This is a genomic window from Caballeronia sp. Lep1P3, assembly GCF_022879595.1.
Taxonomy (GTDB): Bacteria; Pseudomonadota; Gammaproteobacteria; order Burkholderiales; family Burkholderiaceae; genus Caballeronia.
Window position 1 is genome coordinate 147466 of record NZ_CP084267.1, and the last position, 16287, is coordinate 163752.

Annotated in this window: 12 protein-coding genes; 5 read left to right on the top strand and 7 right to left on the bottom strand. The window is 63.1% G+C overall.

All coding sequences use genetic code 11. From position 1 onward, the window contains the following. The first annotated feature begins 18 nt into the window (after positions 1–18). Both LDZ27_RS21255 and LDZ27_RS21260 read left to right on the top strand, forming a co-directional pair. Positions 19–1080 carry an SDR family oxidoreductase gene (locus LDZ27_RS21255; protein WP_244817771.1) on the top strand — a complete coding sequence of 354 codons (1062 nt, stop codon included), beginning with the start codon at positions 19–21 and terminating at the stop codon, positions 1078–1080. A 97-nt stretch (positions 1081–1177) separates the two neighbouring features. Beyond that, positions 1178–2383, top strand: coding sequence for a glycosyltransferase family 4 protein (locus LDZ27_RS21260; protein WP_244817772.1), 1206 nt, complete (start codon positions 1178–1180; stop codon positions 2381–2383). Between the two features lie 54 nt (positions 2384–2437). On the opposite strand, the gene LDZ27_RS21265 is transcribed toward LDZ27_RS21260, so the two are convergent. Together LDZ27_RS21265 and LDZ27_RS21270 are read right to left on the bottom strand one after the other, a co-directional pair. After that, on the bottom strand, positions 2438–3583 hold the full coding sequence (locus LDZ27_RS21265; protein ID WP_244817773.1) for a GNAT family N-acetyltransferase: 1146 nt from the start codon (positions 3581–3583) through the stop codon (positions 2438–2440). A 78-nt stretch (positions 3584–3661) separates the two neighbouring features. Then, complete coding sequence (locus LDZ27_RS21270; protein ID WP_244817774.1) at positions 3662–4630, bottom strand: glycoside hydrolase family 55 protein; 969 nt, start codon at positions 4628–4630, stop codon at positions 3662–3664. Between the two features lie 361 nt (positions 4631–4991). On the opposite strand from LDZ27_RS21270, the gene LDZ27_RS21275 reads away from it, so the two are divergent. The 3 genes from LDZ27_RS21275 (at position 4992) to LDZ27_RS21285 (ending at position 9668) form a co-directional block, all read left to right on the top strand. Then, positions 4992–6332, top strand: a complete 1341-nt coding sequence (locus tag LDZ27_RS21275; protein ID WP_244817775.1) for a lipid II flippase MurJ — start codon at positions 4992–4994, stop codon at positions 6330–6332. A gap of 67 nt (positions 6333–6399) precedes the next feature. After that, complete coding sequence (locus LDZ27_RS21280; RefSeq protein WP_244817776.1) at positions 6400–7584, top strand: glycosyltransferase family 2 protein; 1185 nt, start codon at positions 6400–6402, stop codon at positions 7582–7584. Positions 7585–8468: 884 nt separating this feature from the next. Next, positions 8469–9668 (top strand): right-handed parallel beta-helix repeat-containing protein, encoded by a 1200-nt coding sequence (locus tag LDZ27_RS21285; RefSeq protein ID WP_244817777.1) that lies wholly within the window; start codon positions 8469–8471, stop codon positions 9666–9668. A 118-nt stretch (positions 9669–9786) separates the two neighbouring features. Here the strand turns inward: LDZ27_RS21285 and LDZ27_RS21290 are convergent, their stop codons facing one another. The 5 genes from LDZ27_RS21290 to LDZ27_RS21310 all read right to left on the bottom strand — a co-directional run bounded on the left by LDZ27_RS21290 (position 9787) and on the right by LDZ27_RS21310 (position 16037). Then, positions 9787–10452, bottom strand: coding sequence for a YdcF family protein (locus LDZ27_RS21290; protein WP_244817778.1), 666 nt, complete (start codon positions 10450–10452; stop codon positions 9787–9789). A gap of 62 nt (positions 10453–10514) precedes the next feature. Next, entirely contained in the window at positions 10515–11654 is a 1140-nt protein-coding gene (locus LDZ27_RS21295; RefSeq protein WP_244817779.1) for a glycosyltransferase family 4 protein, read from the bottom strand. A 69-nt stretch (positions 11655–11723) separates the two neighbouring features. Further along, complete coding sequence (locus LDZ27_RS21300; protein WP_244817780.1) at positions 11724–12530, bottom strand: class I SAM-dependent methyltransferase; 807 nt, start codon at positions 12528–12530, stop codon at positions 11724–11726. Between the two features lie 56 nt (positions 12531–12586). Continuing rightward, positions 12587–13771 carry a glycosyltransferase family 4 protein gene (locus LDZ27_RS21305; protein ID WP_244817781.1) on the bottom strand — a complete coding sequence of 395 codons (1185 nt, stop codon included), beginning with the start codon at positions 13769–13771 and terminating at the stop codon, positions 12587–12589. A 25-nt stretch (positions 13772–13796) separates the two neighbouring features. Continuing rightward, positions 13797–16037 (bottom strand): polysaccharide biosynthesis tyrosine autokinase, encoded by a 2241-nt coding sequence (locus LDZ27_RS21310; RefSeq protein ID WP_244817782.1) that lies wholly within the window; start codon positions 16035–16037, stop codon positions 13797–13799. Positions 16038–16287: the final 250 nt, after the last annotated feature.

Here is a 16287-nt window from a genome sequence, read left to right on the forward strand (position 1 = left end):
CCAACTGGAGCCGATGACATGCTGAACCGCTTCGATGTCGTCTGTGAAGCGCTCGCGCGCGATCCCAGACACTGGCTCATTACGGGCGTGGCCGGCTTCGTCGGTTCGAATCTTCTCGAAGCCCTGCTGAAGCTCGACCAGCGCGTGACCGGCCTCGACAACTTCATGACGGGCTACCGCCACAATCTCGACGAAGTGCGCGGCCTCGTCACGAAGGAACAGTGGTCGCGCTTCCGCTTCATCGAGGGCGATATCCGCAACGCGGACGACTGCGCGGCCGCCGTGAGCGGCGTCGATCACGTTCTGCACGAAGCCGCGCTCGGCTCGGTGCCGCGTTCGGTCAACGACCCGATCACGACGCACGAAGTCAACAACAGCGGCTTTCTGCGCGTGCTCGTCGCGGCGCGCGACGCGAAGGTGTCGAGCTTCACGTATGCGGCATCCAGCTCGACGTATGGCGACCATCCGGACTTGCCCAAGGTCGAGGACAAGATCGGCCGTCCGCTTTCGCCTTACGCGGTCACGAAGCTCTGCAACGAGCTCTACGCGGACGTCTTTTCGCGCACCTATGGTTTCGATTCGATCGGCCTGCGGTATTTCAACGTATTCGGTCAGCGGCAGGACCCGAACGGCGCGTATGCCGCGGTCATTCCGCTGTGGACGGCCGCGCTGATCCGCGATGAAGACGTGCATATCAATGGCGACGGCGAGACGAGCCGCGACTTCTGTTTCGTCGATAACGTGGTGAAGGCGAACATCCTCGCCGCGACCGCCGATGCCGCCGCGAAGAATCAGGTGTACAACGTCGCCGTCGGCGACCGGACCACGTTGAACGACCTTTACCGGGCGTTGCAGCAGGCGCTCGCCACGCAGGGCATCTTCAACGACAAGACGCCGAAGTACCGCGATTTCCGCATCGGCGATGTGCGGCATTCACAGGCGAGCGTCGCCAAGGCCGAACGTCTGCTCGGTTATACGGACCGCATCCGCATTCTCGACGGCTTGCAGCGAACGATGCCCTGGTACGTCCGCAGCGTCCGGCATGCCGGCGAGCCATGCGCGGCGCTGGGGCAAGCCTGATCGCCGACGCCCTGCGCGCCGCGCACCGATCGATCCACACGACGAACCACGATGCCTGCCGGCGCCGCCCGGCCAAGGCCACGCTGAAGGAGCCCGCATGGACGCGCCGAAAGTCGTTCTCTTCGCGAACACGGACTGGTATCTCTACAACTTCCGCCTCTCGCTCGCCCGCAAGCTGCGCGACGAAGGCTTCGAAGTCGTGCTCATTTCACCCGATGGCGAATACGGGCCGAAGCTCGAGGCGCTCGGCTTTCGCTGGCACGCCGTTCCGATGGCGCGGCGCAGCCTCAATCCGTTGCGCGAAGCCGCGCTGCTCGCGTGGCTCGCGCGCTTTCTGTTTCGGGAGCGGCCCGCGCTCGTGCATGGGTTCACCATCAAGAGCGCGGTCTATGGCGCGTTCGCGAGCCGCATCGCCGGCGTGCCCGCTCGCGTGAACGCGGTGGCGGGCATGGGCTATGTGTTCACGAGCCGCGATCTGAAGGCGCGCACGCTCAAGCCGCTCGTCACGCTCGCGATGCGCCTCGCGTTCGGCGGCCGCGGCAGCGCGCTGATCCTGCAGAACGCCGACGATCTCGAGTTCTTCCGCTCCACGAAGCTCGTCGACGAATCCATTTTGCGGCTCATCCGAAGCTCGGGCGTTTCGCTGACGCGCTTTCAGATGCGCGCGCAAGAGCCTGCGGACGGCGAGAAAAAGCCTTTGCGTGTCCTGCTCGCGGCGCGGCTTCTGTGGGACAAGGGCATCGCCGAATATGTCGAGGCCGCGCGCGCGCTCAGGCAGGAAGGCCGCACCGTGCAGTTCCTTCTCGCCGGTTTGCCCGATGACGGCAATCCCGCTTCGGTCGAACGGTCCGTTGTCGAGAGTTGGGTCGGCGAAGGGCTCGTGACATGGCTCGGTCATGTCGACGACATGCCGAAGCTGCTCTCCGAAATCGACGTGATGGCGCTGCCGAGCTATCGCGAAGGGCTGCCGAAATCGCTGATCGAGGCGGCTGCCTGCGCGCTGCCGCTCGTCACGACTTACGCGCCGGGATGCCGCGAAGTCGTCACCGAAAACGGGGTCGATGGTCTCGTCGTGCCGGTTCGCGACAGCGTCGCGCTCGCGAACGCAATCCGCCTGCTCGATGACGACAGAGCGCTCGCAGGAAAGCTCGGCATGGCGGCGCGCGAGCGCGTGCTTCAGGAATTCGACGAGCGCATCGTTATCGACAAGACGCTCTCCGTGTATCTCGAACTGTTGCCGCGCCGTAGCGCCGCTTTCGAGGAATCACCGGCGGAAGCGCTCAGCACCAGCAAGCAGCCCTGAGACCGCGTGCGCGTGCGCGGCGCGGCATGTGCGCCGCGCACGCGCGCATCACAATCACGGTTCGAGGTCCGTGCGCAGCGGATTGCCTGCGGCCGGCGTGCTTTTGAGCGACGGCGCCGCCTTGTTCGCGCGATACCAGCGCCGAACGTCCGCGAGGATGAACGCGAGCTTTCCCCATTGACTCGTCGCAATGCGAAAGTCCGTGCAAGCGTAGCTCGATTCCCCTGCCCATACGCTCTTGTACTTGCCGCCGCCCGCGCCGAAGTCGAAGTCGCGGTTCGAGTCGAACGCCCACTTGACCACATGCTCGAGCAGTATCGCGCCGGGCGTGTACTTGCCATAGGCATCGTCGAAAGCGGCCTGCATGCCGCGCACGCAGGTCTTTTCCACCGCGACCAGGTTGACCGCGACCGGCACGTCATCGACGGATAACGCAAACAGCAGGAATTGCCCCGACGTGCGCGGATCGCGCAGAAGACTCGCGGCGAAGTTGCGAATGCGCGGCGCGAAGAAGTTTCCCTGCCGGCCCGTCTTCTCGGCCCACTTTTTCTTCCAGTCGAAGAGATAGTCAATCAGCGAATCGCCCGACGATTCCGCCGGATTCACGATCGACACGCTTACGCTGCCGAGCTTCGACAAGCGCCGGTTGCATGTGTCGAGTTCCTTGCGCGATTTCGTCGGCAGCGACTGCCGCAACGACTCCCAGTCGGCCCAGCGCGCGCGGCGCACGACAGCGATCTCGAGCGGCTCCGAGCGCCCTTTCGCGCGAACCTTCGATGCCTGCGCATGAAGCTCGGTCCCCGCGCGCACGTAGGGAAGATTCAGCAAGTCGGCGCGCTTCTCCGAATGAAGCACCTTCCATACGCGAGCAATGAGTTCGTTATGCTCTGGACCTTGTTCGACGAGAACCTCCGAAGGCACGGAGCTATCGGGCGCGAGCGCGCGAATGGATCGCCATAGCATTTCACGCTCGCGCAGCAATGCCCACGCGACGACGAGACGCTCGCCTTCGAAGCCAACGATACAGAAGACCTCCGCTCCGTCGGGCAACGCGACTTCCTTCAGCGAATGCAGGCAATACTCGAAGCTCAGGTTATGAATGCCATTTGCACGGACCCATAGAGCGGTCCACTCGTCCCGCAGCGACTCGAAGCGCGCGAGTGTCGTGATCGTCTCGAAGCGGATGGAATTGGTATTCAAGGTGCCCCTCTCTTCTGGCAGTTGAGCGAGATGCTGACCGGATGCGCTTAGGTACTAGGTTTCGTACCAGATTCGGTACTACTCCACGCGGCATCCTTTCGTGCACGAGTTTCCGTAGTATTGGGCGGAGCGGCCGCCCTCGCGAGGCTTCATCATGATGGACGTCTTGTCGCCCACCACGACGTTGTATCGCACGATATTCCCGCTGTAGTTCGAAGTTCCGCCGTGAACGCCGCCGGTGATCGATCCCACCGCTTCGCTCGCGCTCACGCGATTGCATTCGAAGATGTTGCCGCCCGTCTTGTCCGTCGGGTGATCGTTCTCCACGCCGGCGGTGCAGTCCACCAGCTCGTTGTACGCCACGTATCCGTGCATGTGTCCGACGAAAGCCGGACCATAGAACGGACAGCTCCTGAACGTATTGAAGATGATCCTGTCGCCGCTGCCGCCGTTCGCGCCGGTCGTCTGGAACATCGCCTGTCCGTAGAACTGCCTGAACGTATTGCCCGCCAACAAAAAATTGCTGACGTTGTCTCTCGTCAATACCGGAATGTCCCAGTGCCCCGGCGCATCGAAGTCGATATGCGGGCGCACCGCGTTCGCGCCCACGAAATTGCAGTTCACGATGCTGTCGCCGATGAGCGCGCCCGCGCCCGCTTCGTACACGAACATGCTTTGCGCGTCCGACACGGTGCGCTTTAGTATCGTGTCGGGCGCGCATCGGATGTGCCGGTGGCTCGCCCTGACGATGACCGTCTTGTCGATGATGCAGGTGCCCGCCGCGATCCTGACATCGCCGGCGTTGACGGCCTTCTGGAACGCGGCGCTGTCGTCGGTGACGCCATCGCATTTCGCGCCGAACTGACGCGGGTCTTTCGGGCGATTGAGCGCGGGGGCATCGAACGACGTCAGCGGACATTTCGCCGAGCGCGGCACCGGCGAGTCGACCGCGAGCGCCACGCTGCACACGCCAGCGGACAGCACTGCAAGCGCGTTGAACGTCACACGCACCGCATGCGCAACGCCCCTGGAATCGTCAACACTCATACGATTGCACGTCGAGGATATTTCGAAGTCCCGGTGAACGGTCTTCACTTGCAGACTAGCATCATTCGACCACTCCAACGATTAAACCTGCGTGACTAAGCCGATCGCGTAATGTGCCTTCGCTCGCCGTTCGATGCAATTGGCAGTGCCATCGATATCCGGTCATTGTGTGGCCCAACGCACATTCGATGAATGCGCGAGAAGGCGAATTCCGCGGTCTTGCGCATTATGATTTTGCCTGCGGCGCTGCGGCAGGACTATCGTTTTCATTCGAGGCTAGGCAGATGAGCAGAACCGAACACACGCGCTCGACGACGCATCTTTCGAAGCGTATTTCAACGCACGTTCATCGAGCGAGCGCATGCTGACAACAGCGGTCGGCGCGTTCCGCAAGCGGCTGCTCGGCGTTCATCGGGACCACAAGAGAATTGCGAGAAGCGCGCTGCTTTTACTGTGTTTCGTCGCGGCGGGCAAGATCGTCGGGGCATCGAAGGAGATGACGATCGCGTATCGATACGGAATAAGCGGGACTGTCGACGCGTATCAACTCGCTTACACGCTCGTCACCTGGATCCCGGTCACGCTGACATCCGAGTTGGGGCGGCTGCTCGTTCCCATGCTCATCAAATTGCAGAGCGACCGTGCGGAAAAGAGCCGCTTTCTCGGCGAACTGACGGGCGTTGCCGCAGCGCTTGGCATCGTGCTGTCCGTTGCGCTCTGCACGCTGTGGCCGCACCTGAGCCCGCTCATCGCGAGCAACCTTGCGCAAGCGACGCGCGACACCGCCCGGCTGATGCTCCTGGGCATGGCGCCGGTCGGCGCGCTCGTCATCGTCGCGTGCATAGGCTCGGCGCGGCTGCAGGCTTGCGGAAATCATGTCGGCACTTTGCTCGAATGCATTCCCGCGCTCGTGCTGCTCTCGTTTCTCTTCGCTTCGGGAGACGGCGCGTCCGTGTTGCCGCTCGCGTTGGGCACGAGCATCGGCTTTCTCGCGCAGGCGCTCGCCCTTCGCGCTCTCGCGAAACGCGCGGATGCGATGCGCGCTCCCACGCGTCTATCGCTGCAATCGCGACAGTGGCCGATCCTGCTTCGCGCGATGACGCTGCTGATGCTCGGCGCCGTCATCGGCAATCTGTCGGGTCCAGTCGATCAATATTTTCTCGCGCAGGCGGGCGACGGAAACGTCGCGTCACTCGGCTATGCGAACCGCCTCATCTCGCTTCTCATGAGCATGGGCGCGCTCGCGATCAGCCGCGCAACGCTTCCGGTCATCTCGGAGATGCTGCTTCACGGCGATGCCGGGCGTGCGCGAAGCACGACGCTCAAATGGTCGCTGCTGATGCTCGTCGTCGGCACGTTCGCAGCCGCGTTCGCCTATGTCGCCGCGCCGTTCGCCGTCGCGTTGCTGTTTCAGCGCGGCGCGTTCACGGCTCGGGATACCGTCGCGGTCGTCGGCCTTTTCCGCGCGGGCCTCTTGCAGATACCGTTTTCCTACGCGTGCTGGGTGCTCATCCAGTTGTCCGTGAGCGAAGGACGTTTCAGGTTGATCTCGGTCATCGCCGTCGTAGGCTTCGTCATCAAGCTGATTGCGAACGTGATTCTCGTGCGTCTCGTCGGCATTCACGGTGTGTTGCTTGCGTCCGGTCTCGCGGCGGCCGGTGTGTACATCGCCTATCTGCTATGCACGAGGCAGCGCGGATAACACGTTTTTCCGCTCGATCGTTCGAAGCATTCGACGTCGATGCGGCCTTCATTTCTTCGGAGCGCGCATGAGCAAGGTCTACCGATACGTATCGAAGGCAACGCGCTCGGAAGCCGTTGCGAGAAGCGTCGATGCCGTCTCCCGCCTTCCCATTTCATGCATGGCCGCTGCGTTGAAGCTCACGCACGATGGCCGCGCCAACGCCAGCGCCATCGACGAGAAGGCGCTCGAAGCGCAGCTTCAGCAATTGAGGCCGTACCGTCCGTCGAGTCTCACGCCCTTGAGAGGCGTGGACAAGGAATCGCGTGTCGCGCTTTCCGTCATCGTTCCTGTGTTCAATACGGAAGCGTATGTCGGCAAGTGCATCGACTCGATCCTCGATCAGCAGACGGCCTTCGAGTACGAAGTCATCGTGATCGACGATGGATCGACCGATGGGTCTGCGCGCATCCTCGGTCAATACGCGAACGATCCGCGCGTGACGGTCGTGCGCATCGCGAACGGAGGCGTCGCGCTCGCCCGTAACGAGGGCCTTCGGCGCGCGCGCGGCAAGTATGTGATGTTCGTCGATTCCGACGATTATCTGCCGCCGGATTGCATCGAAACCCTGCTTGTTCCGGCCATGCGAGATGGCGCGGACATCGTGCAAGGAAGTTACTGGATCGTCGATGTGGGCGGCACCGTGCACAGCACGCAGCAGTTCGACGATGTGGTTGCGGCCCGCGCGGACCCGGACGTTTCGGCGCTTTCGGGCTATCCGTGGGGCAAGGTCATCAAGCGCGATCTCTTCGGAAGCGTGCAGTTTCCCGAAGGCATGGCGTATGAGGACACCGTCGTCGCACTGATCCTTCTTCCTTCGGCCAACGGCTATGTCAGCCTGAGGCAGCCGGTCTACTACTACCGGGAGAATCCGCGCGGACTGTCGGCTCGTCTCACCAAAGACCCGAAAACGCTCGACGCGTACTGGGTCGTATCGAAGCTGCTGTCGGACCGCAGGGCGCTCGGCCTTCCGTTCGACAGCCGCGTCTTCAGGCAGGTGAGGACGCAGTTCGGCGCGCTGCTTTATCTCAGGCTCGCGCACTACGAAGACGAAGTGAAGCGCGCCGTGTTCTATCTCTGCTGCCGCCAGATGGAGGCGCTCAGAAGCGAAAGCAGCGACAGGGCTGCAAGCGGCGCCGACGACGCGCTCGACCACGCGTTCCGCACGCGCAATTACGCGCTCTGGAAACTGCTGTGTTTCTTCGAGCTATAACGCGCGACCATCGTCCGAGCGATGCGCTCTACGGTAATTATTCCGTCGATTTGCAACCCGGCCACGCGTGCCGTCACTCAAAATTCGCGTTAAAAAATAAGGCCCGAGACGTCAAATCCATAATGCCGCGAGGGATTAATGGCGATGCGTCACTTAATATCTCGCGACGCGATTTATATCATCGTAGGATTAACAACTGTTCCGCTGATTAAAGTAGTGCGCGATTGAGTTTGCCCGTTTGTCGCGTCCGGACCGCCCCGCCGAAAATCTGCCAAAACGCTCGTTCGCATCACCAAAAGCGCGCTTCGGCACGTAAACCCTATAGTCCCTATTTTACCGATCGGATGCGCGGCAGTTGCACCGCGCCGAACGTTCGTTTCGTCCGATAATTACCTTTTAAATCGTTTCAACCACTTTCGTTTCCCTTGGCGGCGGACTTTTTTACATTCCGTTACGATTCGCCGGGTATCCGTTACTTGCGTCATACGATATGATTCGTCCCGAACTCAAGTTTCACGGCAAAGCAGTGTTTCGTCTGATCTAATTTACGATCTTTCAGAAACGCCTTTTCAACCGTGACGTCAGATTTACCGATCGACTGATCGAGTCTCAAGCGATGTGTAACGGCTCTCGTTAGAGGGAAACAGCAAACGCATCAGGTTGTGACCGGATCGCTTTTCGTCATCCGGTGAATCGGCTCGCCTGTCTACCCGTCTGGACTCCTAATGGATGCGGCTGTTCGCCAACGTTCTGGCCAACGGATGTGATTCCGCACCTCGACAGGGAGGCGCCGAAACCGCCGCCTCTTCCCTGTGGCTCCATTTTTCCAGGCATTCATCAGCCCGGCCTATAGAGCCGCGCCTATCACCATTCAGAGGACCTCAATGGCTTCGACGAAAACCGAGATTCAGCAAGTATTGGAAGTGCCCAGCACCATGCGCCGCAAACTCGTTTCCGCATTCGTGCTCGGCGCCGGCTCGCTCGCGCTGGCCGCATGCGGCGGCGGTAACGACGGCAGCGTCGCGGATGCGGTGGCCAATCGCCAGCGCCGACGCTCGGGCGCAGCCGCAGCAAGCAGCGCAAGCAGCGCCAGCTCGGCGACGGCCGCGAGCGCCGCGACGACGGCCAGCTCCACTGCCGCAGCCAGCACGAACACCGGCTCGCAAGGCACCGCCAACACCAGCACGAGCGGCGTGCTGCAGGACAAGTCGTTCGGCGTGAAGGGCGACGGCACGACCAACGATCGCGCGGCGCTTCAGGCCGCCATCGACGGCTCGGTTGGACAGATTCTCCTCATCACGGGCAAGAGCCGCATCGATGCCACCGGTCTCACGCTGCGCTCGAACACGCATATCCGCTTCGCGCAGGGCGCCTCGATCAAGATGCTACCGCACAACACCAGCACGTATCAGATGATGCGCGTGGCGGACGTGAGCAACGTGAACATCGAAGCGCCGTACCTCGACGGCAGCAAGGAACTGAACTCGGCCGGTTCGGGCGAATTCGGCATGGGCATCTCGATCACCGGCGCGACGGGCGTCACGATCACGAACCCGACGACGATCAACTGCTGGGGCGACGGCATCTACATCGGCAATAGCGGGGGCGGCTCGGGCAAGACCAGCTCCAACGTGTCGATCAGCGGCCACCACGCGAACGGCTGCCGCCGTCAGGGCGCGACGATCACGTCGGGCAACGGCATCACGTTCACCAATCCGCTGTGGGAAAACATTTCGGGCACCGCGCCGTCGTGCGGTCTCGACATCGAGCCGGACGACAACAGCGCCGTGCTGCAGGCCATCAAGATCGTCAGCCCGACGACTCAGGGTTGCGCGGGCCCCGGCATCCAGGTCTACCTCGGCGCGTTCCCCGGCCCGGTGTCGAAGAACGTCGACATCCAGATCACGAACCATACCGACAACTGCAAGATCGGCCCGTTCGGCGTCGGCGGTCTGCAACTGAATGGCCGCGTCGTCACCGGTGCGATCACTAGCACGAACCCGGTCTGGAAACAGAACTGGTACCTCGGCGACTGGGACAGCAAGGGCCCGAAGGTCTCGGTCGTGAATCCCAAAATCGGCTGAGCGGCAAAGGATGCGCTAAACGGATTCGGCGCAAAACCTGGCTTTGGAAAAGGGCGGACTTCGTTTCGGAGTCCTCCCTTTTTGGCGTTGCGCGCGCCTGCATTCGTGCATGCGGTCTTCAGTGGATGCTCGTCCAGTCGTATAGATACAACTGCACGATTCCGCCTAGCTCATGCAGCGCCCGCCACGCGAGGCGAAAATTCTGCCGGCGCGGAACGAGCGAGAACTCGGCGCGATCCGCAGGCGCCGCATCCGGTATGACGTCGAATCCGAGGCGATCGAACGCGATCTTCGCCCGACGCATGTGGTACGCGGACGTCACCAGCACGACGGCATCGTAGTGGCCGCCTTGCAACAGTGGCTCCACGAACTTCGCGTTCTCATATGTCGTGTTGCTGCGCGCTTCGCGAATGACATCGTCTTCGCGCACGCCGAGCGCCGCGATCTCCCCGGCGTAGAGTTCCGCATCGGCGATGCCGTGGCCTTCGGGATCGCCGCCGCTAATGATGACCTTGCACACGCGAGCCTGCGCGCGACATGCGGCGTAATCGGCGGCGGCCTGTCGAATGCGCGACATGCCGTCGGTCGTCGGGCCGAACGGCGCGTCCGGCTTCCAGTGGTCGAGGCCCGCGCTCAAGAGCACGATGGCATTGCGCGCGCCGAATGCAGGCGCCGTGCGCGACGCATTGCCGGCAAGCGGCACGTCCCACACGCCGGAACCGGCAACCCACCACGATCCGGCCGCCAAAACCGCCAGAACCGCCGACCACGCGAATAGAGTCATCGAGCGACGCCTGGGCGAAGAAACGCGCGCGACGCCGACATGTCCCGCGGGACGACGCGCGCTCACGCGCTCGCGCCTTGCGCGCTGCGCACGCCGGCCGCCACGAACGCCGCGCGCCATAGCGACAACGCCGTATCGAGCGAGAAGGCGTCCTTGACTCCCGACGCGCGCGATGCGAGAAGCTGCCGCTCGGCGTCGCTTTGCATCAGTGTCTTGAGCGACTCGGCGAGCATGCGCGTGTCGCCCACTTCGCTCACCAGCAAGCCGTTTTCCCCGTGGCGGATGATGTCGCGCGGGCCGCAATCGCAGTCGTAGCTCACGGCGGCGATGCCGCTCGCCATCGCTTCGACGAGCGTCATCGAAAAGCCCTCGAAGCGCGAACTGAGCACGTACAGATCGGCTCTTGCGTACCAGTCCGAGACGTTGCCGGCGCGCCCGGGCAACAGCACGCGATCCTTCAGCCCGAGCGCATTGATCTGCCGCTCGAGCGGCGGACGCTCGTCGCCTTCGCCGACGATCACGAGGTCCCAGTCCGGCACCGCGCTCGCGATATGCGAGAACGCCTCGATCAGATAGTCGAAGCCCTTCGCATCGTGCAGACGGCCCACGGCCAGCAGCACGCGGCGATCGCGCGCGATGACCGCGTCGGGCATGAGGATTGGCTCGAGCCGCGGAATCGGCAGCGTGAAAGGCGGCGGGATGACGCGCACGTCGCTGCAGTCGCAGTTTTCTTCGAGCCAGTGCTTGCTGTCGCCGGTGAGCGCGACGACGAGATCCGCCGCGCGAAACGACCACCGGCGCAACTGCTGCCAGACCGGCGTGAGCGGCAGCATCGGCGGATGCGTGTGTTCCGTCGCGATGACCTTGCAGGGCAATCGCTGCGTCGCGAGAATCGCCACGACGGATGCAACCGTCATGATGCCCACGACGACATCCGGCTTCAGTTCGCGCAGCACGCGGCGCAGCGCGCGCACGCGCCTCACGTTGGCCGCGAGCGCGGCAAGCGCGCCCTGCGGCTCGCTCGCAAGGTCGAGCGCGATGCGGCGCACGGCCGGATGCAGCGGATAGAAATCGACGCGCGTCGATTCCAGCGACACGACGCTGACATCGGCGCCCTGCGCGGCCCATTCATTGGCGAGGTTGGCCGTGGTCCGCTCGGCTCCGCCGCAATGCATGCAATAGATGAACAGGACGATCTTCATCGCACTTTCTCGTTGGTTTTCTCGCGCGGCATAGGCACCGCGCCTGCGCTGTCCGCACGCCGCGATGCGTCACGCAAGGTTCGCGCGCGCATGCAGGGGTTTGGTCGCCACGTAGTAAAGCCAACCGCTTTCGCGATCGTGTTCCGTGAGCAGGCCGTCGAAGCCGTATGCATCGACGCGCTCGTCGAAGCCCAGCGCGTGCAACTGGCGCCGCTGCGAATCCATCGAGATGTAGTACTGCAGCATGCGATAGTCGGCTGCCGGCTCGTTGACCACGGCATAGTCCGGCTCGATCACGTTCTGCCGCGAGTTCTTGCTGTATCGAACGTATTGCAGCGGAAAGAGCGAGAGATTGCGCAGCGTCGTGATCGGATTGAGGCTCAGCGCGATGCTCGGGCGGCTGTTGAGAAAGTCCTCGAACTTCACGAAATCGCGATTGTGGCTCGAGAACACGAAGTACCCGCCGGGCTTGAGCACCTGATGAATCTTCGACATGATCGTGAGCCGATCCTCATGTCCGACGTTGTCGATGCCGTTGAAGGAGAACACGACAAGATCGAAGTAGTCGCGCGAGAAATGGCCGTCGAGCTTGCGCGCGTCCATCGTGATGAAGCGTTGCTCGGGAAAGCGCTCCTTGCAGACGTCGATCATGCTCTCCGAATAGTCGATGCCGGTGTAGTTGCCGCTCATCGCAAGCAACGCGGGCGTGGTCCTGCCGCAGCCCACGCCGATGTCGAGAATGGCGCCGCCCGCGACTTGCGGCGCGAGCCGCGCGAATATCGCTTCCTCCGCCTTTTGCAGGACTTGATAGCTCTCGAAGTCGTGAACGATGCTCTTGCTGGAATAGGCTTTCAGATTCAGGGCGTCGTGATTCATGCTTTGCAATCCGGTTGTGTTGGAAATGCCGAACATCGGATGACGCACAGGACCGTTCAGTCGCTTGCACCTGCACCCGCATTCCTGCTCGCGCTCAAAGGCGTCGCTGCCTTGGTTCGCATTGATTCGTTCGATGACGCCGCGCCCACGCGCGCAAACAGGCGGTCCCACATCGGCAGAATCGCCTGCATTCCATAGCGTTCGCGCATGGATTCCGACGCCTGCCGGCCCATCTCGCGGCACAGGCCGTCGTCGTCGATCACGCGGCGCAACGCGTGCGTCAGCGCTTCGCGATCGCCGACGGGCACGAGCAAGCCAAACCGCCCGTCGCATGTCAGTTCTTTCGGCCCGCTCGGGCAGTCGGACGCGACGCACGGCACGCCGAGCGCGAGACTTTCCATCAGGGCCATCGGCAAGCCTTCGTAGCGCGACGACATCGCGAATGCGCGCGCCGTCGCGAGTTCGTCCCACAGCGCGTCGGTCGTGCCCGCAAGCGCAATCCGCTCCTTCATGCCGAGCCGCGCGATCTGCGCTTCGAGGCTCGCGCGGTCAGCGCCTTCGCCGAAGATGCAAAGATCGACATCGTCGCGTTCTCTCGCTATGGCTGCGAACGCGTCGATCAGGACATCGAACTGTTTTTGTCCGGTGAGGCGCCCGACCGATACGATCTTCTTGCGCCCCGAAAACGGCTGGCGCGCGAGCGCGCGCTCGAACACTTCATCCGGCAAAGGATTCGGCATGACGACGATGCTCTTCGCACCCGGCACCATCTTGCGAAACGGCTCGACGACGCCTTCGGTCAGCACCGTGACGACGCGCGCACCGGGATAGAACACGCGGCACAGCAGAGTCCATAGCGGCGAACGTCCATCGACCGATGGATTGTTGTGCTCGCACGCGATCACCGGAACGCGCAAGCCGCGCGACGCAAGCAACGTCATCACGCTCACGTTCGGCAGGAACGAGATGAGCACGTCCGGTTGCGTCTTGCGAATCAGCCGGCGCAAGGCCGTGACGCGCGCGAGGTAACGCAACGGCCCGCGTGCACCGCGCGCGACGAGATCCGCCAGATGCACCACGCGCACGCGCTCGTCGAGCGGATAGAACACCTCGCGCTCGCCGGCAAACGTCGGTACGAGCGTCACGTCGTCGCCGCGCGCGGCCCACGCGTTGACGAGCGTCGCCGCAACGCGCTCCGCGCCGCCCGTTCCCATCGAGCTCACCAGCAGGACTATCTTCATGGATGCGTCGTGAACGGTCGATGCGTCATGTGTCCATTTCCTGGTAGTACGCCCGGTACGCGCCGCCGCCGTAGCGTCGCGAATAGGCATAGCCGCCCGCGCCGTCCGGCACCGCGTTGAGCACGAGACCGTTCACCTTGCAGCCCGCCTGGTTCAGGCGCTGGATGGCCGTAGTCACTTCCGTCGCGCGCGTGACGCCATAGCGCGCGAGCAGAAGAATCGTCCCGGCCGCCGGCGCGATGATGCCGACATCCGATACCGCGAGCACGGCGGCGGCATCCACGACGACAATGTCGTAGTCGTCGTCGACTTCTTCCAGCGCGCGCTGGAAGTTGCCGCGCAGCAGAAGCTCGGACGCGTTCTCGGGATACCTTCCGACGCCCAGGAAATCGAGGTTCGGCACGACGTCGCGGCGAATGGCGTCGTGAATGCGCAGCGTGCCTTGCATCACTTCGGTCAGGCCGGGTCCCCACGGCACGCCGAGAATGCGATGGATATGGCCGCGCCGAAGGTCCGCATCGACGAGCAGCACGCGCTTGCCCGCAGCCGCCAGCACCGCCGCGAAGTTCGTCGATGTGAACGACTTGCCGCTGCGCGGCATCGGGCCGCTCAGCATGACCACGTTGTTGCGCGCGCCGATCATCGCGACCTGAACGGCCGTGCGCAGCACGCGCAAGCCTTCGACGGCCGGATCCTGCGGACACTTCGCGGCAAGCAGGCGCTCGGGCACCGTCGGATTGCGGTTCTTGGCGAGACGCGCTTCGTCCGTGCTCATCGGAATGGCTGCGTATAACTGCAAGCCCGTGCCGCTGAGTTCGCCCGGATCGACGACGCCCTTCTTCAGAAAGTCCCAGCCGAACGCAAGACCCAGGCCCGCGAAGAGTGCGGCGACCGCGGACACCGCGACGATCACCGTGCGGTTGGGCTTGCTCGGCATTTCGGGCACGTCGGCGTTGTCCACGATCCGCACCGAACTGATCTTGCCGGCGCGCACGAGCTGCAACTGCTCCATGTTCGAGCGCATGGTCGAATAGACATCCGTCGCGACGCGCACTTCGCGCATCAGGCGCACGGTGCTCTGCTCGTCGGTGGGAAGCTCGCGCACGCGCTCGGTGAGCGAGTCGCGATAACGGCGCGTCGTCTCGATCTGCTTGTCGAGCTGTATCAGTTCCGGATGCGTGGGCGCAAAGCGCGTTGAGATTTCCTGCCGCCGCTGCATCAACTGATAGTAAGAGGCTTCCGCCGCCGACGACTGCTGTAGAAGCACGCGCGCCTGTTCGCTGATATCGACCGACGCATGCTGGTTGCGATACGCGTTGTAGCGCTGCTCGGCCTGCTCGACCTGCTGCTTCAACGCGGGAAGCTGTGAGTTCAGAAATTGGAGCGATGCCTGCGCGCGCACCGCCTTGCGCTCGGCGTTCTGCCGCTCGTAGGCCTGGCCGATGGCGTTGATCGTGGAGGCCACCGCGACCGGGTCCGCGCCCGAAAGCGTCGCGGCCAGCACTTCGGACTTGTTGCCCTGCTCGTCCACTTGCAACGCGCGGCTGACCGCCTCGATCGCGGACGGGCGCGACGAGCGCCGCACCGCGAACTCGATGCCCGGCTCCGCATTGATCGACGCGACACGCAGCTTGATGAGGCCCTTGCCCGTGTCGAACGTCGCGAGTTCGCCGACCTTGCCGGTCACGGGCGCTTCGAGATCGGGGCCGGACAGCTCGTACATGCCGCCGGCAAGCGTCTTCAGGCGATACGCGCGGCCGGTGTCGCGCTTGGGCACGTCGAACGCGCGCACATCGATCGACTCGTTGCCCCACGCGTAGCCGCCCAGCCCGAAGATGCCGGGCGACGACAGACCTTGCGCATAACGCGCGACGACCTTTCCGATGATCGGGAAGTAGACCGGCTGCGCGCTGACGGCAAGGTTCAGCGAATCGACGGCTTCGCCGATCACGAGCTTCGAACTGAGAATCTGGATTTCGCCGTCCGCGTTCGATCGCGTGCCGACGATGGACGACACATCGCCGACATATTCATTGGACGACGCACGCGACGAGCCCTCGCCGGCGTCTTCCAGCTGAACGACGATTCGCGCCTGATACACCGGCGGGGCGATGACGGCATAAAGAAAACCCGTGCCGAATATTAAGACGAAAGCGGTGATGATGAGCCAGCGGTGCGAATAGATGCTATCGATGACGCTGACCAAATCGAAACGAAGCGGCTGCCCGCTCACCTCAGCGTTACGTTGGTCGATGTACTCGGCCATGGTCTTTCCCTCAGAGCTGACGTTTCTTGTCGACGGGGAGTCGCGATGGCCCGGCTCACCCGCGAGAACCGGAACCCTTGCCGTTTGCTGATGACGATGTCCGCTAGGCGCCCTAATTATCTGACTTAATAGCGCTGCCAATTTTCGGACACGACCCGGTAATAATTCTGGCCACCTTTTGCATAGCTGCCGTACTGCATAGCGCGCTAATTAATTGTGCGGTGCTCCGTATCGTATACCGGGCCTGTCG